This is a genomic window from Enterobacter asburiae (genome assembly GCF_001521715.1).
GTDB classification, from domain to species: domain Bacteria; phylum Pseudomonadota; class Gammaproteobacteria; order Enterobacterales; family Enterobacteriaceae; genus Enterobacter; species Enterobacter asburiae.
Genome location: NZ_CP011863.1, coordinates 3,219,974 through 3,243,003, shown reverse-complemented (window position 1 = coordinate 3,243,003; position 23,030 = coordinate 3,219,974). Strand labels below are relative to the sequence as shown.

General features: G+C 54.9%; 26 protein-coding genes. 15 read left to right on the top strand and 11 right to left on the bottom strand.

Features of this window, described 5'->3' with window-relative positions:
- The first annotated feature begins 17 nt into the window (after positions 1-17).
- From lexA to ACJ69_RS15680, 3 genes are all read left to right on the top strand, one after another.
- A complete protein-coding gene (gene lexA / locus ACJ69_RS15690) occupies positions 18-626 on the top strand; it encodes a transcriptional repressor LexA (RefSeq protein WP_023310039.1) in 609 nt (202 codons plus the stop codon).
- Between the two features lie 63 nt (positions 627-689).
- A complete protein-coding gene (dinF, locus tag ACJ69_RS15685; protein ID WP_029741578.1) occupies positions 690-2,027 on the top strand; it encodes an MATE family efflux transporter DinF in 1,338 nt (445 codons plus the stop codon).
- A gap of 120 nt (positions 2,028-2,147) precedes the next feature.
- Entirely contained in the window at positions 2,148-2,357 is a 210-nt protein-coding gene (locus ACJ69_RS15680; protein ID WP_014830284.1) for a CsbD family protein, read from the top strand.
- 69 nt (positions 2,358-2,426) lie between these two features.
- Here the strand turns inward: ACJ69_RS15680 and zur are convergent, their stop codons facing one another.
- Complete coding sequence (gene zur, locus ACJ69_RS15675) at positions 2,427-2,939, bottom strand: zinc uptake transcriptional repressor Zur (protein ID WP_008503369.1); 513 nt, start codon at positions 2,937-2,939, stop codon at positions 2,427-2,429.
- A gap of 115 nt (positions 2,940-3,054) precedes the next feature.
- On the opposite strand from zur, the gene ACJ69_RS15670 reads away from it, so the two are divergent.
- From ACJ69_RS15670 to pspG, 4 genes are all read left to right on the top strand, one after another.
- A complete protein-coding gene (locus ACJ69_RS15670) occupies positions 3,055-3,543 on the top strand; it encodes a cupin domain-containing protein (RefSeq protein ID WP_029741577.1) in 489 nt (162 codons plus the stop codon).
- 172 nt (positions 3,544-3,715) lie between these two features.
- The gene (locus ACJ69_RS15665; RefSeq protein ID WP_059347298.1) at positions 3,716-5,026 is read left to right on the top strand and encodes a conjugal transfer protein TraF; all 1,311 of its coding nucleotides are present in this window, start codon (positions 3,716-3,718) and stop codon (positions 5,024-5,026) included.
- 82 nt (positions 5,027-5,108) lie between these two features.
- Positions 5,109-6,104, top strand: coding sequence for a tRNA dihydrouridine(20/20a) synthase DusA (gene dusA / locus ACJ69_RS15660; protein WP_059347297.1), 996 nt, complete (start codon positions 5,109-5,111; stop codon positions 6,102-6,104).
- Between the two features lie 136 nt (positions 6,105-6,240).
- On the top strand, positions 6,241-6,483 hold the full coding sequence (pspG, locus tag ACJ69_RS15655) for an envelope stress response protein PspG (protein ID WP_023310044.1): 243 nt from the start codon (positions 6,241-6,243) through the stop codon (positions 6,481-6,483).
- A 185-nt stretch (positions 6,484-6,668) separates the two neighbouring features.
- Here the strand turns inward: pspG and ACJ69_RS15650 are convergent, their stop codons facing one another.
- On the bottom strand, positions 6,669-7,652 hold the full coding sequence (locus tag ACJ69_RS15650; protein WP_039264131.1) for a quinone oxidoreductase: 984 nt from the start codon (positions 7,650-7,652) through the stop codon (positions 6,669-6,671).
- Between the two features lie 66 nt (positions 7,653-7,718).
- Here ACJ69_RS15650 and dnaB point away from each other — a divergent pair, with 66 nt between their 5' ends.
- Complete coding sequence (dnaB, locus tag ACJ69_RS15645; protein WP_059347296.1) at positions 7,719-9,131, top strand: replicative DNA helicase; 1,413 nt, start codon at positions 7,719-7,721, stop codon at positions 9,129-9,131.
- 16 nt (positions 9,132-9,147) lie between these two features.
- Positions 9,148-10,227: an alanine racemase gene (gene alr / locus ACJ69_RS15640; protein WP_029740224.1), complete on the top strand. Its 1,080-nt coding sequence runs from the start codon at positions 9,148-9,150 to the stop codon at positions 10,225-10,227.
- 51 nt (positions 10,228-10,278) lie between these two features.
- Here the strand turns inward: alr and ACJ69_RS15635 are convergent, their stop codons facing one another.
- Positions 10,279-11,409 (bottom strand): ENY2 family protein, encoded by a 1,131-nt coding sequence (locus ACJ69_RS15635; protein WP_059347295.1) that lies wholly within the window; start codon positions 11,407-11,409, stop codon positions 10,279-10,281.
- Between the two features lie 317 nt (positions 11,410-11,726).
- Between ACJ69_RS15635 and ACJ69_RS15630 the strand changes: the two genes are divergently transcribed.
- Entirely contained in the window at positions 11,727-12,320 is a 594-nt protein-coding gene (locus ACJ69_RS15630; protein WP_223862650.1) for a response regulator transcription factor, read from the top strand.
- 81 nt (positions 12,321-12,401) lie between these two features.
- Here the strand turns inward: ACJ69_RS15630 and ACJ69_RS15625 are convergent, their stop codons facing one another.
- The 7 genes from ACJ69_RS15625 to ACJ69_RS15595 form a co-directional block, all read right to left on the bottom strand.
- The gene (locus ACJ69_RS15625; RefSeq protein WP_029740221.1) at positions 12,402-12,692 is read right to left on the bottom strand and encodes a hypothetical protein; all 291 of its coding nucleotides are present in this window, start codon (positions 12,690-12,692) and stop codon (positions 12,402-12,404) included.
- 174 nt (positions 12,693-12,866) lie between these two features.
- Positions 12,867-13,564, bottom strand: a protein-coding gene (locus tag ACJ69_RS15620) for an IS1-like element IS1A family transposase (protein WP_103215986.1) whose coding sequence is annotated in 2 segments (ribosomal slippage) — positions 12,867-13,315 and positions 13,315-13,564 — 699 coding nt in all. Because the reading frame shifts where the segments join, the coding sequence is not laid out codon by codon here.
- Between the two features lie 28 nt (positions 13,565-13,592).
- Positions 13,593-13,877 carry a hypothetical protein gene (locus tag ACJ69_RS15615; protein WP_197937163.1) on the bottom strand — a complete coding sequence of 95 codons (285 nt, stop codon included), beginning with the start codon at positions 13,875-13,877 and terminating at the stop codon, positions 13,593-13,595.
- A 65-nt stretch (positions 13,878-13,942) separates the two neighbouring features.
- Positions 13,943-14,425 carry a ribonuclease domain-containing protein gene (locus ACJ69_RS15610; protein ID WP_059347294.1) on the bottom strand — a complete coding sequence of 161 codons (483 nt, stop codon included), beginning with the start codon at positions 14,423-14,425 and terminating at the stop codon, positions 13,943-13,945.
- A gap of 18 nt (positions 14,426-14,443) precedes the next feature.
- Positions 14,444-14,893: a lysozyme gene (locus tag ACJ69_RS15605; protein WP_045888341.1), complete on the bottom strand. Its 450-nt coding sequence runs from the start codon at positions 14,891-14,893 to the stop codon at positions 14,444-14,446.
- Positions 14,893-15,495, bottom strand: coding sequence for a DUF2589 domain-containing protein (locus tag ACJ69_RS15600; protein WP_059347293.1), 603 nt, complete (start codon positions 15,493-15,495; stop codon positions 14,893-14,895). Before ACJ69_RS15600 ends, ACJ69_RS15605 begins: the two co-directional genes overlap by 1 nt.
- 75 nt (positions 15,496-15,570) lie before the next feature.
- Positions 15,571-16,128 carry a DUF2589 domain-containing protein gene (locus ACJ69_RS15595; protein ID WP_029740216.1) on the bottom strand — a complete coding sequence of 186 codons (558 nt, stop codon included), beginning with the start codon at positions 16,126-16,128 and terminating at the stop codon, positions 15,571-15,573.
- Between the two features lie 206 nt (positions 16,129-16,334).
- Here ACJ69_RS15595 and tyrB point away from each other — a divergent pair, with 206 nt between their 5' ends.
- The 4 genes from tyrB (at position 16,335) to ACJ69_RS15575 (ending at position 19,345) form a co-directional block, all read left to right on the top strand.
- Complete coding sequence (gene tyrB / locus ACJ69_RS15590; protein ID WP_059347292.1) at positions 16,335-17,528, top strand: aromatic amino acid transaminase; 1,194 nt, start codon at positions 16,335-16,337, stop codon at positions 17,526-17,528.
- A 217-nt stretch (positions 17,529-17,745) separates the two neighbouring features.
- Entirely contained in the window at positions 17,746-18,459 is a 714-nt protein-coding gene (aphA, locus tag ACJ69_RS15585) for an acid phosphatase AphA (protein WP_059347291.1), read from the top strand.
- A gap of 113 nt (positions 18,460-18,572) precedes the next feature.
- Positions 18,573-18,989, top strand: a complete 417-nt coding sequence (locus ACJ69_RS15580) for a secondary thiamine-phosphate synthase enzyme YjbQ (RefSeq protein ID WP_054830310.1) — start codon at positions 18,573-18,575, stop codon at positions 18,987-18,989.
- A gap of 2 nt (positions 18,990-18,991) precedes the next feature.
- The gene (locus ACJ69_RS15575) at positions 18,992-19,345 is read left to right on the top strand and encodes an MmcQ/YjbR family DNA-binding protein (RefSeq protein WP_023310053.1); all 354 of its coding nucleotides are present in this window, start codon (positions 18,992-18,994) and stop codon (positions 19,343-19,345) included.
- A 3-nt stretch (positions 19,346-19,348) separates the two neighbouring features.
- Here ACJ69_RS15575 and uvrA read toward each other — a convergent pair whose 3' ends face one another.
- The gene (gene uvrA, locus ACJ69_RS15570) at positions 19,349-22,171 is read right to left on the bottom strand and encodes an excinuclease ABC subunit UvrA (protein ID WP_054830309.1); all 2,823 of its coding nucleotides are present in this window, start codon (positions 22,169-22,171) and stop codon (positions 19,349-19,351) included.
- A 250-nt stretch (positions 22,172-22,421) separates the two neighbouring features.
- On the opposite strand from uvrA, the gene ssb1 reads away from it, so the two are divergent.
- A complete protein-coding gene (gene ssb1 / locus ACJ69_RS15565) occupies positions 22,422-22,952 on the top strand; it encodes a single-stranded DNA-binding protein SSB1 (protein ID WP_029740211.1) in 531 nt (176 codons plus the stop codon).
- Positions 22,953-23,030: the final 78 nt, after the last annotated feature.

Sequence of the window (23,030 nt, the reverse complement as noted above, 5' to 3'; positions counted from 1 at the left end):
TACACCCAGGGGGCGGAATGAAAGCGTTAACGACCAGGCAGCAAGAGGTGTTTGATCTCATCCGGGATCATATCGGCCAGACGGGTATGCCACCCACGCGTGCGGAAATCGCGCAGCGTCTGGGCTTCCGTTCTCCGAATGCTGCTGAAGAACACCTGAAAGCGCTGGCGCGTAAAGGCGTGATTGAGATTGTTTCAGGCGCGTCACGCGGTATCCGCCTGCTGGTGGAAGAAGAGACGGGCATTCCGCTGATAGGCCGTGTTGCTGCCGGTGAGCCTTTACTGGCACAGCAGCATATTGAAGGCCACTACCAGGTCGATCCTGGCATGTTCAAACCGAGCGCTGATTTCCTGCTGCGCGTCAGCGGTATGTCGATGAAAGACATCGGCATTCTTGACGGCGATCTGCTTGCGGTGCACAAAACGCAGGATGTGCGTAACGGTCAGGTGGTTGTCGCGCGCATTGATGATGAAGTTACCGTCAAGCGTCTGAAAAAACAGGGGAACACCGTTCAGCTACTGCCTGAAAACAACGAGTTCTCCCCGATTGTGGTCGATCTCCGCGAACACAACTTCTCTATCGAAGGACTGGCGGTTGGGGTCATTCGCAACGGCGAATGGCTGTAACCTCTTCCTGACAGGCTATGGCGCCGCTGTAGCCTGCTTCATTCTCGACTCCCGGTATTTTTCATGTCACTGCTGACGGCATCCGATAAGGCATTGTGGCGTCTCGCTCTGCCGATGATTTTCTCCAATATTACCGTTCCCTTGCTGGGTCTGGTCGATACTGCCGTTATTGGTCACCTTGATTCGCCTGTTTATCTTGGCGGCGTGGCGATTGGCGCGACGGCAACCAGCTTCCTGTTTATGCTGCTGCTCTTTTTGCGCATGAGCACCACCGGGCTCACGGCCCAGGCTTATGGTGCAAAAGATCCGCTGCGTCTGGCCCGCGCGCTGGTCCAGCCGCTGATCCTTGCGCTCGGTGCAGGGGCGTTAATCGTTTTATTTCGTACGCCCCTGATCGACCTTGCGCTCCATGTTGTCGGCGGCAGCGAGGCGGTACTGGCGCAGGCGCGACGTTTCCTTGAAATCCGCTGGCTCAGCGCGCCCGCCTCGCTGGCAAACCTGGTTCTGCTGGGGTGGCTCCTGGGCGTTCAGTACGCCCGTGCGCCAGTGATTTTGCTGGTGGTAGGCAACCTTCTTAACATTGTGCTGGATGTCTGGCTGGTAATGGGCCTGCATATGAACGTGCAGGGCGCGGCGCTGGCAACGGCGATTGCCGAGTACGGAACTTTTATTATTGGCCTGTGGATGGTCTGGCGCGTGCTGGCGATGCGCGGCATCTCCCTGGCGCTGCTCAAAACCGCATGGCGCGGCAATATCCGTAAGCTGCTGGCGCTCAATCGTGACATCATGCTGCGCTCGCTGCTGCTTCAGCTCTGCTTCGGCGCGCTGACGGTTTTCGGGGCTCGACTGGGGCCAGAAATCGTCGCGGTCAACGCGGTATTGATGACGTTACTGACCTTTACCGCCTACGCGCTGGACGGTTTTGCCTATGCGGTAGAAGCGCATTCCGGGCAGGCGTACGGCGCGCGCGAAAGCGGGCAGCTGCGGGACGTCTGGCGGGCAGCCTGCCGCCAGTCTGGGCTGGTGGCGCTGGCGTTCGGCCTGGTTTATGCCTGCTTTGGTGAGCAAATCGTCGCGTTGCTTACGTCTATCCCTGCGCTGCGCGAGCTGGCGAGTCACTATCTCATCTGGCAAGTCATCTTACCGGTGGTCGGCGTCTGGTGTTATCTGCTGGACGGCATGTTTATTGGTGCGACTCGCGGAGCGGAAATGCGCAACAGCATGGCGGTCGCTGCGGCCGGGTTTGGCCTGACGCTGCTGACGCTTCCCTGGCTGGGTAATCACGGTTTGTGGCTGGCCCTGGCCGTTTTCCTCTCGCTGAGAGGGATATCGCTGGCTTTTATCTGGCACCGCCACTGGCAAAACGATACCTGGTTCCCTTCACGTCACGATATATCGTGACGGTTAAAGATTCCGAATATGAAATCAACTGCCGAATCCTTAACTACAATAATTATCACGTCCAGCAGAAAAGAACGTAACGGACGTTACGACCCGACGCTTAACTAAGAGGACACGATGATGAATAAAGACGAAATCGGCGGCAACTGGAAGCAGTTCAAAGGTAAAGCGAAAGAACAGTGGGGTAAGCTGACTGATGACGATATGACCGTCATTGAAGGTAAACGCGATCAGCTTGTCGGTAAAATTCAGGAACGTTACGGCTACGCGAAAGACCAGGCGGAAAAAGAAGTAGGCGACTGGGAAAAACGCAACGACTACCGCTGGTAACCGGGCTATACCCGCAAGTACAAGGAAGTACACCCTGAGGGCGGCCATGAGCCGCCTTTTCTTTTGCCGTTAACGCGGTTTTTTCTTCACAAGAATAGAGTGGTCGTGCTGACACGCGTCCTGATGACGGCAGGCTTCCACTTCCACGCAGGCAGAGCATAGCCCGTGCGCTTCAATCACGTTATGACGCAGGGCAAAACCCATTTTCGCTGCCAGCGTATGCATAATATCTTCTACGCCTTCCGCAGCTTCTTCTTTCACCACGCCGCAGCGGTCACAGATAAACATCGCCGATGTGTGGGTGGGCTGATCGAACAGATGGCACAACACATAGCTGTTTGTGGACTCAACTTTGTGCACGAATCCTTGTTCCAGCAGGAAATCCAGGGCGCGATACACGGTCGGAGGTTTCGCCTGCGGCTCGCTTTCGCGGAGCAGGTCCAGCAGATCGTAGGCGCTGATAGCACCCTGCTGCAGGCTCATCAGACGTAGGACTTCAAGGCGCTGCGGAGTCAGGCGCACATTGCGTTGCGCACACAGCTTTTCGGCCTGCGCTAACAGCTCTTTTGTGGACTTATCCATTTAGCACCCCGGATGTTATAGGACGGAAAACCCTCACTTTATCATGTTCTGGTAAAAACGCCGAGATCCGCCAGTCTGTGCTATACCTGACCCATTGCAAAACGGGAAATAAACAATGAAAAAACCTGACTGTATTCGGCACTGGCGCGACGTTGAAGGCGCGGATGATTCGACCTATCCAGATAGCGATGAGCGTTTTTCTATCGGCGCCCCGTTGGCTCGCAAGCTTGGGCTCGGGCGCATTGGTATTCATCATGAGCGTTTACCGCCCGGGCGCAGAACGTCCTATCCGCATGCGGAAAGCGATGAAGAAGAGTTCATTTACGTGCTCGAAGGTCATCCAGAAGCGTGGATTAATGGCTATTTATGGAAACTTGAACCGGGCGACAGCGTGGGGTTTCCTGCCGGAACCGGTATCTGCCACACCTTTATCAACAACACGGACGAAGAGGTGCGGTTACTGGTCGTTGGCGAGGCCAATAAGAAGCACAACCGCATCTACTATCCGCTCAACCCCGTATATGCCGCTACCCGTGAGGATCGCTGGGTAGACCACCCGCCCCAGTTTTTTGGACCGCATGATGGAAAACCTGGGAAAAAATAATTTCCTCTTCTATAAATATTGAGGGCCGTCACAAAATACAACAGGCCGTAAGGGAGTTTTACTTAGGGATAGAAATAGCGGGTCTTTTACTACTTATTCACAGCAATAGTTCGTTCCTGTTTGGGTGATAACAGACAGGGGTTATTTCATAACAGACTATAACGGGCATACTGTGAAAAAAAATTTTAAATTTTCGGTGGTTAGTATCGCTGTTTCCTTGTTTATGGCAAATCAGGCGGGAGCAGCCAATACCTGGACAGAATCACGGAGTGACGCAATGGGTGGTACCGGCGTTGCGGCTGGGAGCTATGGTAGCGGGGCGTTAATCAACCCCGCGTTGCTGGCAAAGGCAAAACCGGACGATGATGTGACGGTCATTTTGCCGTCCGTTGGCGTACAGGTGACGGATGAGGACAATCTTCAGGACGAGATAGATACCATCAACGACAAAATCAATCACTATAAGGATGTGGTTGACGACCTCACCCCAAGAGACATTATCACCAATCCGTTAGGTTCCATTAATCAGTTCCAGGGCGCGGCCAAAGATCTGGCCGATGAGCTGGACTATCTCAAGGGTAAAACCGCACGCGCGACGGCAGGTGCAGGGCTTGCCGTGAGTATCCCTAACGATGTGCTTTCCGTGGCCTTTATGGCGAAAGGCTATGCCCATGGCCGGGTAAGCTCGTCTATCGATCAGCAAGATATTGATTATCTGCGCGGTATTCAACAAAGCAAAGTGGTGGCTGCCGGTGTTGCCCTGGACGCTGCGCTGAACGGCACGGATCAGATCACTAAAAATCTCAACTCAACGGCGTCTGGCCGGGCAGCGATTGTGTCCGACTATGGTGTTGCCGTTGCCCGTCAGTTTGACCTCGGCGGCGTCCCGGTTTCCGTAGGGGTTACGCCAAAGCTGCAAAAAACCTGGGTCTATAACTACACCACATCAATCTACGATTACGACAGTAACAAGTGGAATGACAGCCGCTATCGCACGGACGACACGGGCTTTAACGTTGATGCCGGTATTGCGGCTGATTTCGGCGAACACTGGACCGTTGGCGTGAGCGGCCAAAACCTGATGTCGCGCGACATCGACACCAAAGATATCCGTATCCGCAACGGCCGTACGGGAGAAGTGGTGAGCTATAAAGACACCTACCAGATCCGTCCGCTGGTGACCGCCGGTGCCGCCTGGCACAACGACCAGGTAACGCTGACCGCTGATGGCGATCTGACCGAAACCAAAGGCTTCAAGAGCGAAGATACCTCGCAGTACGTTGGCGTCGGTGCCGAGGTTACGCCGCTCAGCTGGCTGGCGGTGCGTGCGGGTTATCGCGCGGACGTGAAGGGTAACGACAGCAATGTCTTTACCGGCGGTGTCGGCTTCGCGCCGTTCAGTACCGTTCATGTTGACCTGATGGGCCTGTACGGCGAGGACGAAACCTGGGGCGCCGGGGCTCAGCTGAGCATGACGTTCTAAAGTCCACCGGAGGCGCTGCGCCTCCGGCTTTTCTTTGTGCTATAGTAGCGCCCCTTTTCCACCAGATGCTTAAAACTTCGCCATGTCGTCAGAATTACAGACCGCTTTCCCTGCACACCGTTTCTCCATTGCGCCGATGCTCGACTGGACGGACAGACACTGCCGCTATTTCCTGCGCCAGCTCTCCCGCCATACGCTGCTGTACACCGAAATGGTGACCACGGGCGCAATCATTCACGGGAAGGGCGACTATCTGGCCTATAGCGAAGAAGAGCATCCGGTTGCCCTGCAGCTGGGCGGCAGCGATCCGGCCGCGCTGGCGCAGTGCGCGAAGCTGGCAGAAGAACGCGGCTACGACGAGATCAACCTGAACGTTGGCTGCCCGTCCGACCGCGTGCAAAACGGCATGTTTGGCGCCTGTCTGATGGGGAATGCACAGCTGGTAGCGGACTGTATCAAGGCGATGCGCGATGTGGTCTCCATTCCGGTTACGGTTAAAACCCGTATCGGCATTGACGACCAGGACAGCTACGAATTCCTGTGCGACTTCATCAACACGGTATCCGGGAAAGGCGAGTGCGAGATGTTCATCATCCACGCGCGAAAAGCCTGGCTCTCCGGCCTCAGCCCGAAAGAGAACCGTGAGATCCCGCCGCTGGACTATCCGCGCGTGTATCAACTGAAGCGTGATTTCCCGCACCTGACGATGTCCATCAACGGCGGCATCAAGTCGCTGGAAGAGGCCAAAGCGCATCTGGCGCATATGGATGGTGTGATGGTCGGCCGCGAGGCGTATCAGAACCCGGGCATTCTGGCGACGGTCGATCGCGAAATCTTTGGTATCGAAGGCGCGGACACCGATCCGGTTGCCGTCGTGCGTGCGATGTACCCTTACATTGAGCGCGAGTTGAGCAATGGCACGTATCTCGGCCATATCACCCGCCATATGCTTGGTCTGTTCCAGGGGGTTCCGGGCGCGCGTCAGTGGCGCCGCTACCTGAGCGAGAATGCGCATAAAGCCGGAGCCGATATTGAGGTGCTGGAACATGCGCTGCGACTGGTGGCAGACAAGCGATAACTTTCGCTAAAAGTTAGTCAAATTCACCACGCCCTGCGAACGTTCGCGGGGCGTTTTGCTTTAATAACAACAGGTTAATACTGGCATGATTCTTGTAATGCTTACTGCATTACTCGGGAACTCGTGGGAGAGCACCATGCTGGAACTACTTTTTGTGATTGGCTTTTTTGTCATGCTGTTAGCGACAGGCGTTTCGCTGCTCGGCATTCTGGCGGCTATCGTGGTGGCGACGGTGGTCATGTTTATTGGCGGACTGTTTGCGCTGACGATCAAACTGTTGCCGTGGCTACTGCTGGCCATTGCGGTCGTGTGGGTGATTCGGGCGATTAAAGCGCCAAAAGTGCCCAGTTATCAGCGCAATAACCGCTTCCGTTACTAAGGTATTGAGGGGTTCGTCACATACTTGTAACTTTTCCGGCGGCATGGCTTAGAACAGAATAGGATTTAGTTATCGAATCTGTCACTATGACTGCCGTTAAAGAATTCATCGAGCTGTACCCTACATACAGCCGAACTAAAAAAAAGAAAGGGCTTCCCACGGGAAGCCCAATTTCTTTTTGGGACTCAGGGAATCAACAGGCTCGATCCCTGCGTCGCCCGGCTCTCCAGCACCTCATGCGCGCGCTGCGCATCGGTCAGCGCGAATTTCTGCGCATCTGCTACATCCACTTTGATGACGCCGCTGGCGATCAGCGAGAACAGCTCGTTGCTGGCTTCCTCAAGCTCTTCCCGGTTGGTGATGTATCCTTGCAGGGAAGGGCGAGTCACATACAGCGAACCTTTCTGATTCAGAATACCGAGGTTAACGCCGGTTACCGCGCCTGACGCATTGCCGAAGCTGACCATCAGACCACGACGCTGCAGACAGTCCAGCGACGCTTCCCACGTGTCTTTCCCCACCGAGTCATACACCACGCGCACTTTTTTGCCGCTGGTGATCTCCTTCAGCCGCTCAACAATGCTCTCTTCACGGTAGTTAATCACCTGCCAGGCGCCCGCCTGGAGCGCGCGCTGCGCTTTTTGTGCATTTCCGACCGTGCCGATCAGCTTCGCGCCCAGTGCTTTTGCCCACTGACAGGCGATGAGCCCGACGCCACCCGCTGCGGCATGGAACAGGAACTGCTCGTCGGGCTTAATTTCATAGGTTTTGCGCAGCAGATAGTAAACCGTCAGACCTTTCAGGAACGAGGCCGCCGCCTGCTCAAAGGAAATGGCGTTAGGCAGCAGGGCGGCTTTATCCGCCGGAACGTTGTGGACGGAGCTGTAAGCGCCCAGCGCAGACTGCGCGTACACCACGCGGTCGCCCTCTTTAATATGCTTAACCGCGCTGCCCACTTTGACGACGACACCGGCTGCCTCGGTGCCCAGGCCGCTCGGCATTGACGGAGGCGGGTAGAGACCGCCGCGAATATAGGTGTCGATGTAGTTAATGCCGATGGCTTTGTTTTCAACCTGCACTTCGTTTTCGCCAGGCGCGGCAGGTGTGAACTCCACCGCTTTCAGTACGTCTGGCCCACCGTGTTTCTGGAATTCAATGCGCGTTGCCATGCTCCCTCCGTAAGAAAAATATGGTAATCTTTCGACCCACTCTTTATCTCGGTAACTCCATTCACTATGGCAGGAAACAAACCCTTCAACAAACAGACTGAACCTCGCGAGCGTGATTTCCAGGTCGCAGGATTAAAGGTCCCGCCGCACTCGATTGAAGCGGAACAGTCGGTGTTGGGCGGTTTAATGCTGGATAACGAGCGCTGGGACGACGTCGCCGAACGCGTCGTGGCGGAAGATTTCTACACCCGTCCGCACCGCCATATCTTTACCGAAATGGCGCGTCTGCAGGAGTCGGGCAGCCCGATCGACCTGATCACGCTCGCGGAATCGCTGGAGCGTCTTGGTCAGCTCAACAGCTGCGGCGGGTTTGCCTATCTGGCGGAACTGTCAAAAAACACGCCTAGTGCGGCGAACATCAGCGCTTATGCCGATATCGTGCGCGAACGTGCCGTCGTTCGCGAGATGATCTCGGTGGCGAACGAGATCGCCGAGGCCGGTTTTGATCCGCAGGGGCGCACCAGCGAAGACCTGCTGGACCTGGCTGAATCCCGCGTCTTTAAAATCGCCGAAAGCCGCGCCAATAAAGACGAAGGCCCAAAAAACATCGCCGATGTCCTCGACGCCACCGTTGCCCGTATCGAACAGCTGTTCCAGCAGCCGCACGACGGTGTGACCGGGGTAAACACCGGCTATGACGATTTGAACAAGAAAACCGCCGGTCTGCAGCCGTCGGATTTGATTATCGTCGCCGCGCGTCCGTCGATGGGTAAAACTACCTTTGCGATGAACCTCGTCGAAAACGCGGCGATGTTGCAGGATAAGCCGGTGCTGATCTTCAGCCTTGAGATGCCCTCCGAGCAGATTATGATGCGTTCTCTGGCGTCGCTGTCGCGCGTGGATCAGACCCGCATTCGTACCGGCCAGCTCGATGATGAAGACTGGGCGCGCATCTCCGGCACCATGGGCATTCTGCTGGAAAAACGTAACATCTATATCGATGACTCCTCCGGCCTGACGCCGACGGAAGTGCGTTCCCGCGCGCGCCGTATCGCCCGTGAACACGGTGGCATCGGCCTCATCATGATCGACTACCTTCAGCTGATGCGCGTCCCGTCGCTTTCCGACAACCGTACGCTTGAAATTGCGGAGATTTCCCGCTCGCTCAAGGCATTAGCCAAAGAGCTGCACGTACCGGTAGTCGCGCTGTCGCAGCTGAACCGCTCTCTGGAACAACGTGCCGACAAGCGCCCGGTCAACTCTGACCTGCGTGAGTCCGGCTCCATCGAGCAGGATGCCGACTTAATCATGTTTATCTACCGTGATGAGGTTTATCACGAGAACAGCGACCTGAAAGGGATCGCCGAAATTATTATTGGTAAACAACGTAACGGCCCAATCGGGACGGTGCGTCTGACCTTTAACGGACAGTGGTCGCGTTTCGACAACTATGCCGGTCCTCAATATGATGATGAGTAATTTCTAAGGAATTCAAATGCAAGCGGCAACTGTTGTTATTAACCGCCGCGCTCTGCGACACAACCTGCAACGTCTGCGTGAACTGGCGCCCGCCAGCAAGCTCGTTGCAGTCGTGAAAGCGAACGCTTACGGACACGGTCTTCTTGAGACCGCGCGAACGCTCCCCGATGCCGATGCCTTTGGCGTCGCCCGTCTTGAAGAAGCCCTCCGCCTGCGCGCGGGTGGCATTACTCAACCCATACTGCTCCTCGAAGGCTTTTTCGAAGCCAGCGATCTACCGACCATTGCTGACCAACATCTGCACACGGCGGTACATAACGAAGAACAGCTAACCGCACTCGAAACCGCCGAACTGAGCGAGCCGGTGACCGTCTGGATGAAGCTCGACACGGGCATGCACCGTCTGGGCGTGCGTCCGGAAAGCGCGGAAGCGTTTTATCAGCGTTTATGCCGGTGCAAAAACGTGCGTCAGCCGGTGAATATTGTCAGCCACTTCGCCCGTGCCGATGAGCCCGAGTGCGGTGCGACCGAGCGGCAGCTGGATATCTTTAACACCTTCTGCGAAGGCAAGCCGGGGATGCGCTCGATTGCGGCATCCGGCGGTATTCTGCTGTGGCCGCAGTCGCATTTCGACTGGGCGCGACCAGGCATTATTCTCTACGGCGTGTCGCCGCTGGAGAACAAACCCTGGGGGCCGGACTTTGGCTTCCAGCCGGTCATGTCGCTGGTCTCTAACCTGATTGCCGTGCGTGACCATAAAGCGGGCGAGCCGGTCGGCTACGGCGGTACCTGGACCAGCGAGCGTGATACCCGTCTCGGCGTGGTGGCGATGGGCTATGGTGACGGCTATCCGCGCGCCGCGCCGTCGGGTACGCCGGTTCTGGTCAACGGTCGCGAGGTGAAGATTGTTGGCCGCGTGGCGATGGACATGATTTGTGTCGATCTGGGCCCTGAAGCCCAGGATAAGCCCGGCGACGATGTCGTGATGTGGGGCGAAGGTCTGCCCGTCGAACGCATTGCTGAAATTACGAAAGTGAGTGCTTACGAACTTATCACGCGCCTGACGTCAAGGGTGGCGATGAAGTACATCGACTGAGACTCGCACATAGTCGTCCAACGGCATAAGCTGCCGTTGGACGCGTAACGCTTATTTCAACACGTTATAGATCGCCTGATTAGTCAAATAATCCGACGCGAGCCCTGACTCCGGACTGAAGCGCGAACCCTGGATGGACGAGAACCGTTTTCCTGTGCTGCCCAGCGAGACATAGCGCTCCCCTCCATCGTTTTCCGAAATGGTGTACACCGTTTTTTGCATCTCGGCGAATAGCGGAGCGTTGCGCTGAATGGCCTGGTGCAATTCCAGCAGCTGCACTCCATCCAGATTGAGCTTTTTATCCAGCGTGACGCCCCATCTTTGCAGGCAAACTTCTGCAAAATGACGCACGATCGTGCCGGGCTCATGGACCACTTTATCCCCGCTATTCCCATTGGCCGAAGCATTCCCCACCAGCGTAGCGTGGCGACCAGACATGGGATAAATATGTACTTTTGTCGCGCTATCGGTCTGTGGAATGACGCACGGGAAACCTTTTGATCGCTCATGTCTGGCATAGAAAGCCACATACTCCTTAACGTTGCTGCCCAAAGTGACTTTGTCCGCCTGGAAATTACCCATACCCGGAACCGGATCGACCGCAAAAATATTCACCGGAATCGTCGTTAAAAGGGGATCGGCAAGCATTGTATTGGCAAGCATATGGCAGCTAATTCCGCCCCGGCTCCACCCAACAAGGTTCACCTGAGTGGGTAGGATCTGACCCTGGCGGAAGGTTTTGATGATTTGCTGCTGCAGCGCCTGCTGGGTCACTTTACGATCGCCATAGTCATATTTGCGCCACCAAAAGGAACCGGTAACCTCAACGTCCTGAATCGGCACGCCCGCCTTTTTAAGCTGCTCATAGTTTTCTTTTGTGAGCTTTTCACGCTGCCAGTCAACGTGGCCTTTGATAATATTGATCGCATGCTGAACATTCTCATTCCAGCCGCTGCCCAGAAGCTGGGCGCGAAGCTGAGAATATTCTCCGCTTTTGACCCAAAGCTCATCGCTTTGTAGATTGCCGCTCCCCGGGCCATCAAGAATGACCCATTCGGCGAACTCTTTACCCTTGTTATTGGCTGCCAGAGAAGAGATGAGCTCGCCGTTCCAGTAATTAGCATGAGACTCATCAAATTTATTAGATCCAGTACCACAGAAATACACTGTTAGTATTGTCATAAATGACCTCATTGAAATATTAATATGTAGGTGGATGGCACGCGTGCAGTTAAATAATATGTGTCAGCTATTTTTCGGGGAATATGCTATTAAGCCCAGGCTGTTTTTGATAATGATAAGATCGTTTTTAATTAAATATGGCTATGTCTAATGTGTAGTACTGCTTAACTTTTTGCTTTGGATATATGACGTTTGCCTTATGCCGAATGCTGTTTTTACAGTTTTGTAATAGCACGCATACTTAATTTCGGAATAAGTTGGTTGAATAACCTAAGAAAATAGATTTTACACGGGGTTATGCTACGATGAATATATTAATGATCGATGAATTACCGATCTTCATTCACGGTATGAAAACAGAGCTGGAACGCGTAATGCCGGAATGCACTGTTTTTGCAGCGAACAATTTTGAAGATGCACACGCAATTTTAACCTCTATGCCGGTCAGCATTATTTTGCTGGATGGTGAAATGAAGTGCCGTGATTTTATCACTAATTTGATGACAAACTGGCCTGAGCTACCGATCGTGGTGATGTTACGAAAAACGACGGATAAGATATTCAACTTCTACATCCGACAAAGCATTAAGGGCATTTTTACCAAGGATCTCCCCGCCGAGAAAATCAGCCAGATACTTTGCATGGTCTCCTCGGGGGTGGTCTGTTTTCCGGAGCAAGCCGTGGTCCAGCGAGAACAACCCACTGGCGGTTTGCCGATCTACTCCCTGAGTCGTCGGCAGAAGGAAGTTCTTAAGCTGCTGGCGAATGGAGGAACAAATAAGCAGATCAGCCGGCAATTGAATATCAGTGCAGGTACGGTCAAAGTACATCTTGAATCCATCTTTCACCGATTACAGGTCAACAATCGGACACAGGCCGCAATGCTCTATTTTAAATATATGTCTAATTAGTCGATTTCCAGCAAAGCGAAGGGCTGCAGTCAAAATGCGTTAAGTGAAAAGCGCAACAGACAGACGTCTGTTGCGCTTTTTTTAACGGTAGTGAGATTTAAAATAATATATTACCACCACCAGCGTTCCGAAGTCCTGCAATAGCCAGAACGGAAAGCTGTCACTCAGTATATCAGCGCCGGTAAGAATAAATTTCATGTTTAAGCTGCTCTCACCAAAAAAACCAAAGGCGAGGGCGGCTAAGCCGATTTTACACATTACCGGCAGGGCATGGACTCTTCGGCTATAGGCGGCAAACAAAATCAGCAGCGATGTTACCAGGTCGACGAAGATAATAAAGGGAAGCACCCAGCCATTCATTATGTTAAGCATTTATTCTCCATCGGGCTTGTTGTGGGTTAAATCAGGCGGAGAAAGTGACTCATGTCTGACTTTACTTCTAATGACGCTTGCAACATCAAAAATATCGCGCTGTTCATGCCGGCGAAAAAAGTTTGCCAGCCAGACGATCAGGCCATTACTCATTGCCCCGGTAATGACTCCAAATTATTGATAGTGTTTTATGTTCAGATAATGCCCGATGACTTTATCATGCAGCTCCACCGATTTTGAGAACGACAGCGACTTCCGTCCCAGCCGTGCCAGGTGCTGCCTCAGATTCAGGTTATGCCGCTCAATTCGCTGCGTATATCGCTTGCTGATTACGTGCAGCTTTCCCTTCAGGCGGGATTCATACAGCGGCCAGCCATCCGTCATCCATATCACCACGTCAAAGGGTGACAGCAGGCTCATAAGACGCCCCAGCGTCGCCATAGTGCGTTCACCGAATACGTGCGCAACAACCGTCTTCCGGAGCCTGTCATACGCGTAAAACAGCCAGCGCTGGCGCGATTTAGCCCCGACGTAGCCCCACTGTTCGTCCATTTCCGCGCAGACGATGACGTCACTGCCCGGCTGTATGCGCGAGGTTACCGACTGCGGCCTGAGTTTTTTAAGTGACGTAAAATCGTGTTGAGGCCAACGCCCATAATGCGGGCGGTTGCCCGGCATCCAACGCCATTCATGGCCATATCAATGATTTTCTGGTGCGTACCGGGTTGAGAGGCGGTGTATGTGAACTGTAACTGCCATGTTTTACGGCAGTGAGAGCAGAGATAGCGCTGATGTCCGGCAGTACTTTTACCGTTACGCACCACCCCGTCAGTAGCTGAACAGGAGGGACAGCTGATAGAAACAGAAGCCACTGGAGCACCTCAAAAACACCATCATACACTAAATCAGTAAGTTGGCAGCATCACCCATTGCCCCGAGGATATACCCTAAACCAAGCGTGATATCGGCCTGATTAAGATCTATCTTTAACCAGCGGGCTGCCAATCCACCTAATGCGACGGCCGCGCCCATGCTGATTCCACCAAAAATAATGCCTGCCATAAATCGGCTGTGCTGGTGCAATCGCTGCGGTTGCCAGAAAAACGAGATACTGACGCCGCCAAATAAACCTGAAAAAGCCAGCAAGGCTTCACTGATGAGGGTCGGGAGATAGATGTCAGTCATACGTTCATCCTCTGCAAGGATAAATCCCCCTGGAAAAGGGGATTTATTATCGTAACGGGCGCTTATTATTGGCAGGGGTCCAGCTCAACAATATGCTGATACTTATCGGTCGTAATAAAGCGCTGTTGCCCTGACAGGCTGTAAATCAAACGCTTGGGAGAGCGATATCCCTTCACGACATCGACATCCGCGCTAAGCCAGGGCTGACTGGAAGGAAGAGCGCGATCGCTGTATTTATCGCCACCGATCCATTTTTGATTGGTGAGTTTCACTCCCCAAAGCGATTCGTTTTCACTACCCGACCAGCCGAGGCGTTTGGCCTCATCCGAGGTGATATAGCGGTCGGGCAGGCGTCCAAAGTTTTTTATATGACGAAGCGTTGTCGCCAGATCGGTCACGTTATTGACGGGCACCATACCCTGAGAAGATAAAAAGGCGTTGGCTTCCTTTATTTCCTCTTCGCAGGTTGGCATGGCGGCGGTTGCCTGTAACACGGTGAATAACGAAACAGACAGTACGGCCATTTTCACTATGGATAGTGGTTTCATTGTATTTTTCCTGTTGAATTAACTAAGAAATAGCTTCATTTCCGCTTCGCGGCGTCGGGTAAGCCCGGTCAAAACCTTACCACCTGCCTTATTCCAGCTTTTGAACTGCAGTGCGGCGCCCTGAATGTCACCTGCGTTGAATTTTTTGAGCAGCGTGGATTTCTTTAAATTGCCCACGCCAAGGTTGAAGGCGAACGAAACCAGCGCGTCGAATTGGTTCTGTGTCGAAGCGCTGTTCAGCAGTTTTTTCACGCCGTCCTCGGTGCGTTTCAGATCTTTGCGCAGCAGATCTTTGGCTTCACCGGTGGTAATTTTGGTGAGCTTTTCCATCTCCTCTTTGAGGATCAAATGGCCGTAGCCGATGGTCCATAAACCTACGGCATCGCGATAACGCTCCAGCCTCAGCCCTTCAAACTGGCAAATAAGCTGAATGCCCTTGTCACCTGTACGTTCTGGTTGTTTTTGCATTACGGAGTCTCCTCTGCTTTCGGACGGGGAATCACCTTGTTGGTGTATTCGTCAATCAAACGCATGACGCTTTCCGGTGGCTCAAGTGCGGTAAATTGCATCTCAACATCGACGTGGCGGCTGTCACGCCCGCCTTTGTTATCGCTGGAAGGCGAAAGGCTGACGTGAAAGCGGCCAAATTCGTTTTCACCGGACTGGCGGGAAGGCGCCTGCATGCCTTCCGTGCGGATCGTCAGGTTGACCTTCATCTTTTCCAGCATCAGCCCGCGCGGCGTCGAAAGCGCGACTAAGGGCAGGTCAAAGTAGTGCTTTTCATCCAGCGCCAGCTGTACCGTGCGTGGAATTAACGAACCGTCTTCTGCGGGTTCGAAAAAGGGATCCAGCGCCTTCATATACTGCTGAGCAATCAGTTCATTGGCCGCAGTGGCCGCGTACTGCATCCCACGCGTGATATCTTCAAGCGAGATCGGCACGCCGGGAATATCGGCTGGAGGCGATGGAGGCGTGTTTTCCTGTACCGGTGGCGTGCCTTCATCCTCTTTGCCCGCCCTGTTTTTCGGCTCTTCATCCTTGCCGCCGCGCAGCCATTTTTTAAAAGACATATTTCGCTCCTGGAAAAAGGGCTACCCGGGTAGCCCCTGCGTTACGGAATCGCACGTATGTCGCGGCGTGGATGATTATTGCGCGGCGACAGGCTTGGTTTTGGCGTTGGTCAGGTAATCAATCACGCGCTGCAGAGCTTCAGGTGGTTCCTGGCGTTTAATCTGGGTATGAATGGAATATTTCGCGCGTGTATCGGTCGAACGGGTCTGCTCCGATTTATGGGAGACCTTGCCGGTCATTTTCGCTTTGAAAACGCCCCAGCCGATGGACGCTTCCACGGAAGCCTCCGCTTCGGTGCTGCTGGAACTGGCTTCGCTCTGGCTCACTTCCAGCTCGAAGTCGATGGTGCCGTCCTCGATGCAGATGATGGGGTGGGTGACAGCCGCCAGGAGCGGAATGCTCATCTTACGGGTCACGCTGCCTTTATTGACCCCCTGTTCGTCTACCACGGTTTCGTCGTAGTCAAACTCGATCGCGACAGCTTTGCCGTCTTTAATACAGACGGAGAGCAGGAAGTCGGTATAGGCCTTGCTCGCCTGGACCTGTGCTTTGATCATCGCCTGCAGCGGACCGCCGATCATATGCTCCAACGGCAGGGCGTTAATAACTGAACCAATAAATTGTGAATCCATGATGTGAACTCCTTGAATCAGTGAATGCGCGGTTGCGCAGGAGCCACATTACGGAAAGCGAGAAGGGGAAAATATTGGGTAAATGGCATGGCGAGAGGACGCAAAAAACCTATGCCGATCGCAGGATAATCTTAAGGGGTGGTGTTGAGTGATTTTCCGGTTTATTGTTGAAATCCCTGCCTCATCGAATTCCGGAGAACCATCGCGTGTTTCAGAAAGTTGACGCCTATGCCGGCGACCCTATCCTCTCCTTAATGGAGCGTTTCAAAGAAGATCCTCGCAGCGACAAAGTGAACCTTAGCATCGGTTTGTATTACAACCACGAGGGTTTTATTCCTCAGCTGCAGGCCGTTGCCGAAGCTGAAGCGCGTCTGAACGCTGTTCCACACGGTGCTTCACTTTATCTGCCGATGGAAGGGTTAAATGCCTATCGCAGCACCATTGCGCCGCTGCTGTTTGGTGCCGATCACCCGGTGCTCGCGCAAAAGCGCGTGGCGACCATCCAGACGCTGGGCGGTTCGGGTGCGCTGAAAGTGGGTGCAGACTTCCTGAAAAAATACTTTCCGGATTCAGGCGTGTGGGTCAGTGACCCGACGTGGGAAAACCACGTTGCGATCTTCGAGGGCGCAGGCTTCAAAGTAGCGACCTATCCGTGGTTCGACAGCGAAACGAACGGCGTGCGCGTTGAAGCGCTGCTGGAAAAACTGAACACGCTGCCGGCGCGCAGCATTGTGCTGCTGCACCCATGCTGCCATAACCCGACCGGGGCGGATCTCACCAACGCCCAGTGGGATGCGGTGATTGAGGTACTGAAGGCCCGCGACCTGATTCCGTTCCTCGACATTGCCTACCAGGGCTTTGGCGCAGGCATGGAAGAAGATGCTTACGCCATCCGCGCCGTGGCCAGCGCAGGGTTGCCAGCGCTGGTCAGCAACTCCTTCTCTAAAATCTTCTCCCTGTACGGTGAACGCGTTGGCGGTCTGTCCGTGGTCTGTGAAGACGCCGAAGCGGCGGGTCGCGTGCTCGGCCAGCTGAAGGCGACGGTGCGCCGCATTTACTCGAGCCCGCCGAACTTTGGTGCGCAGGTGGTGGCGACGGTTCTCGGCGACGAACAGCTGAAAGCGTCCTGGCTTGCCGAAGTAGAAGCGATGCGTAAGCGCATCCTGGCCATGCGTCAGGAGCTGGTTAACGTGCTGAAAGAGGCGGTGCCGGGACATAACTTCGACTATCTGCTCAAGCAGCGCGGGATGTTCAGCTATACCGGACTGAGCGCTGCGCAGGTCGATCGCCTGCGCGAAGAGTTCGGTGTTTACCTGATCGCCAGCGGCCGTATGTGCGTAGCGGGTTTGAATGCCAGCAACGTCCATCGCGTGGCGCAGGCTTTTGCTGCTGTGATGTAAGTACTTACCAATCAGCCCTCTCCCCGTGGGAGAGGGCTGGGGTGAGGGCATCATGCCGCACAAAAACGTTGCCCGGCGCTTTGTGATCGTCTTCTTTTTATTCAGCTTCATAAGCAAAAACTCCTTCCCTTCACCTCCCGCTGGGGTTATGGTCGGATAGTTTTTTGACCATCTACTCAAATTAAAACGATAACAAACTGAATATTCAGGGGAAAATATGCGCAAGATCACACTGGCGCTCAGCGCCGCCTGCTTATTGTTCTCGCTTAATAGCGCCGTCGTCGCGCGAGCTTCTGCCCCGACGCCGCTTTACACCGGCACCACCGCCGCCATTCTCGCCGAGCAGGCGCCCATTCACTGGGTTTCCGTGGCCCAAATCGAAAACAGCCTGATGGGCCGTGCGCCAATGGCCGTGGGTTTTGACATTGACGATACCGTGCTGTTCTCAAGCCCCGGTTTCTGGCGCGGGAAGAAAACGTATTCACCCGACAGCGAAGCGTATCTGAAGAACCCGGAATTCTGGGAAAAAATGAATAACGGCTGGGACGAATTCAGCATCCCGAAAGAGGTTGCCCGTGCGCTTATTGCCATGCACGTGAAGCGCGGTGACAGCATCTACTTTGTCACCGGCCGCAGTCAGACCAAAACCGAAACCGTCTCTAAAACGCTGCAGGATGATTTCCAGATCCCGGCGACCAGCATGAATCCGGTAATTTTTGCTGGTGACAAAGAAGGGCAAAACACCAAAACCCAGTGGCTGGAAAAGAAAAATATCAAAGTATTCTACGGCGATTCGGATAACGACATCACCGCCGCGCATGACGTGGGAGCCAGAGGGATCAGGGTGTTACGTGCCTCTAACTCGACCTATCGACCGCTGCCGATGGCCGGAAAGTTTGGCGAAGAGGTGATCGTCAACTCGGAGTATTAAGTACCCGGCAGCGGGTTTGACTCTTTTTTAATCAAATCTCGCTGCTGCGGGTTTTACCTTTCGTCTTCTTGCTGCACACTTAGAAAGATTCATCTTTCATCACGGAGCAGCACATGTGGTACCAACAGACCCTGACCTTAAGCGCAAAACCACGCGGATTTCACCTGGTGACGGATGAAGTCATCGGTCAACTCCGCGACCTGTCGCGGGTGAAAACGGGTTTGCTGCATCTGCTGCTTCAGCACACGTCCGCCTCTCTCACGCTTAATGAAAATTGCGATCCCACCGTCCGGTCCGACATGGAGCACTATTTTCTGAAGAGCGTCCCGGACAACGCGCCTTATGAGCATGACTATGAGGGGGCGGACGACATGCCTTCGCATATTAAATCCTCCCTGCTGGGCGTATCGTTGATGCTGCCGGTTCACAACGGGCGGCTGATGTTGGGAACGTGGCAGGGGATCTGGCTGGGAGAGCATCGCATTCACGGTGGTTCGCGTAAAATTATCGCCACGCTACAAGGGGAATAAAGATGACAATTTCGGAGATACTTCAGTACTGCATGAGCAAGCCCGGCGCGGAGCAGAGCGTCCACAGCGACTGGAAAGCCACGCAGATTAAGGTGGGTGATGTGCTGTTTGCGATGGTGAAAGAGGTGGAAGGCCGCCCGGCGGCGTCGCTGAAAACCAGCCCTGAACTGGCGGATTTGCTACGTCAACAGCATGATGACGTGAGGCCGAGCAAGCACCTCAATAAGGCGCACTGGAGCACCGTCTATCTGGATGGGTCGATTCCAGGCTCGCAGATTTACTACCTGGTGGACGCGTCCTATCAGCAGGCGGTTGAGCTGCTGCCGGAAACCACCCGACAGCAACTCTCCGTGTGACAATTACAGCAACGGTTTAAGGAAGCGCGCGGTGTGCGAGGCTTCGCACTCTGCAACGGTCTCTGGCGTACCGGAGACGAGAATTTCACCTCCGCCGCTGCCGCCTTCCGGGCCGAGATCGACAATCCAGTCCGCGGTTTTAATCACGTCCAGGTTATGTTCGATGACCACGATCGTGTTGCCCTGATCGCGCAGCTGATGCAGAACCTCGAGCAGCTGCTGGATGTCGGCAAAGTGCAGGCCCGTAGTCGGCTCGTCCAGAATGTAGAGCGTCTGACCGGTGCCGCGTTTTGACAGCTCACGCGCCAGCTTCACGCGCTGCGCTTCACCGCCGGACAGCGTGGTTGCGGACTGTCCCAGATGAATGTAGGTCAGGCCTACGTCCATCAGCGTCTGCAGCTTACGCGCCAGCGCAGGGACGGCGTCAAAGAACTCGCGCGCCTCTTCGATGGTCATGTCCAGCACTTCGTGGATGGTCTTGCCTTTGTACTTAATCTCCAGCGTTTCGCGGTTATAGCGCTTGCCTTTGCACTGGTCGCACGGCACGTAGATATCCGGCAGGAAGTGCATCTCAACCTTGATCACACCGTCGCCCTGGCACGCTTCGCAGCGGCCGCCGCGTACGTTAAAGCTGAAACGTCCTGGCGTATAGCCGCGGGAGCGCGCTTCCGGCACGCCGGCAAACAGTTCACGTACGGGCGTAAAGACGCCGGTATAGGTCGCCGGGTTAGAGCGCGGGGTACGGCCAATCGGGCTCTGGTCAATGTCGATAACCTTATCGAAATGCTCCAGACCCTGGATATCGCGGTACGGCGCAGGCTCGGCCAGCGTCGCGCCGTTCAGCGCCGTCTGCGCAATCGGGAACAGCGTATCGTTAATTAGCGTCGATTTACCGGAACCGGACACGCCGGTGATACAGGTAAACAGGCCAACCGGCAGCGTCAGGGTGACGTCTTTCAGGTTGTTGCCGCGCGCGCCGGTCAGCTTCAGCACTTTTTCCGGATCTGCCGCTACGCGCTGTTTCGGCACTTCAATCTTGCGCTTGCCGCTCATAAATTGGCCGGTCAGCGACTCGGGCACCGCCATGATGTCCTTCAGCGTGCCTTCCGCGACCACCTGGCCGCCGTGTACGCCAGCGCCTGGGCCAATATCGATGACGTGGTCAGCCGCGCGGATCGCATCTTCATCGTGCTCGACCACGATCACCGTGTTGCCGAGGTTGCGCAGGTGAACCAGCGTGCCGAGCAGACGCTCGTTGTCGCGCTGGTGCAGGCCGATGGACGGCTCATCCAGCACGTACATCACGCCGACTAAGCCTGCGCCAATCTGGCTCGCCAGACGGATACGCTGGGCTTCACCGCCGGAGAGCGTTTCCGCCGAGCGGGAAAGCGTCAGGTAGTTCAGGCCGACGTTCACCAGGAACTTGAGGCGATCGCCAATCTCTTTCAGCACTTTTTCGGCAATTTTCGCGCGCTGGCCGGAGAGCTTCAGGTTGTTGAAGAAGTCCATCGCGTGGCCGATGCTCATGTCTGAGATGGTCGGCAGCGCGGTGTTTTCCACAAACACGTGGCGCGCTTCGCGACGCAGGCGCGTGCCTTCACAGGTGGCGCAGGAGCGGTTGCTGATGAACTTCGCCAGCTCCTCGCGCACCGCGCTGGATTCGGTCTCTTTGTAGCGGCGCTCCATGTTGTGCAGCACCCCTTCGAACGGGTGGCGACGCACGGAGGTATCGCCGCGATCGTTCATGTACTTGAACTCGATGTTCTCTTTGCCGGAACCGAACAGGATCACTTTGTGCACGTTCGGGCTCAGGCTGGCCCACGGCGCTTCAACGTCGAACTTGTAGTGCTCTGCCAGCGATTTCAGCATCTGGAAGTAGTAGAAGTTACGCTTGTCCCAGCCGCGAATGGCGCCGCCCGCCAGCGAGAGCTCCGGGTTCTGGATCACGCGGTCCGGGTCGAAATACTGCTGGACGCCCAGGCCGTCACACGTCGGACACGCGCCCGCCGGGTTGTTGAATGAGAACAGGCGCGGTTCCAGCTCGCGCATGCTGTAGCCGCAAATCGGGCAGGCGAAGTTGGCGGAGAAGAGCAGCTCTTCCGCTTTTGGGTCGTCCATGTCGGAGACCACGGCCGTGCCGCCAGAGAGTTCCAGCGCCGTTTCAAAAGATTCCGCCAGACGCGTGGCGAGATCGTCGCGCACCTTAAAGCGGTCAATCACCACCTCGATGGTGTGCTTCTTCTGCAGCTCCAGCTTTGGCGGATCGGACAGGTCACACACCTCGCCGTCGATACGGGCGCGGATATAGCCCTGGCTTGCCAGGTTTTCCAGCGTTTTGGTGTGTTCACCTTTTCGCTCTTTGATGATCGGCGCCAGCAGCATCAGGCGTTTGCCTTCCGGCTGCGACAGCACGTTATCCACCATCTGGCTGACGGTCTGGGCCGCCAGCGGGACGTCGTGGTCCGGGCAGCGCGGCTCGCCCACGCGGGCATACAGCAGACGAAGGTAGTCATGAATTTCGGTAATGGTACCGACCGTTGAGCGCGGGTTATGCGAGGTGGACTTCTGCTCAATAGAGATAGCAGGGGACAACCCTTCAATGTGGTCGACATCCGGTTTTTCCATCAGCGACAGGAACTGACGCGCGTACGCAGAGAGCGATTCAACGTAACGACGCTGTCCTTCGGCATACAAAGTGTCGAAAGCCAGTGAGGATTTGCCAGACCCCGAAAGCCCGGTCACGACAATGAGTTTGTCGCGAGGGATTATGAGGTTGATATTCTTGAGATTGTGGGTGCGGGCGCCCCGAACTTCGATCTTATCCATTCACCTTTCCCGGTTGGAACACGGATTGCCTGGTTTGTTTGAAGGACAAACGGCTGTCAGAAACGGCTAATTATGACACAATTTGACCTGTTTGAATATACAGTATTGGAATGCATTTTCTGATTGGCTGTGTAACAATGTGGAGTTGCGGGAGAACTCTGGAACGTGCTACGCAACTATCAAAGTGCAGCATGGAAATGGTACACTCGCGCGTTTACACTATTAAGAAACGTATTCAGGAGACACGAACATGGCCAGCAGAGGCGTAAACAAGGTGATTCTCGTCGGTAATCTGGGCCAGGACCCGGAAGTACGCTACATGCCGAGTGGTGGCGCAGTTGCCAACATTACGCTGGCTACTTCCGAATCCTGGCGTGATAAAGCGACCGGTGAGATGAAAGAGCAGACCGAATGGCACCGTGTTGTGCTGTTTGGCAAACTGGCTGAAGTGGCCGGTGAGTATCTGCGTAAAGGTTCTCAGGTCTATATCGAAGGCCAGCTGCGTACCCGCAAATGGACCGATCAGGCCGGCGCTGAGAAGTACACCACAGAAGTCGTGGTCAACGTGGGCGGCACCATGCAGATGCTGGGTGGCCGTCAGGGCGGTGGTGCACCGGCAGGTGGCGGCCAGAGCCAGCAGCAGGGCGGTTGGGGTCAGCCTCAGCAGCCGCAGGGCGGCAACCAGTTCAGCGGCGGCGCACAGTCTCGTCCGCAGCAGCAGTCTGCTCCGGCGCCGTCTAACGAACCGCCAATGGATTTCGACGACGACATTCCGTTCTAGAGTTGACCTGAGAGTTATTTGTAAAGAATAAATACACAGCCCCCTGTTAATTCAGGGGTTTTTTATTTATTGAGCTTG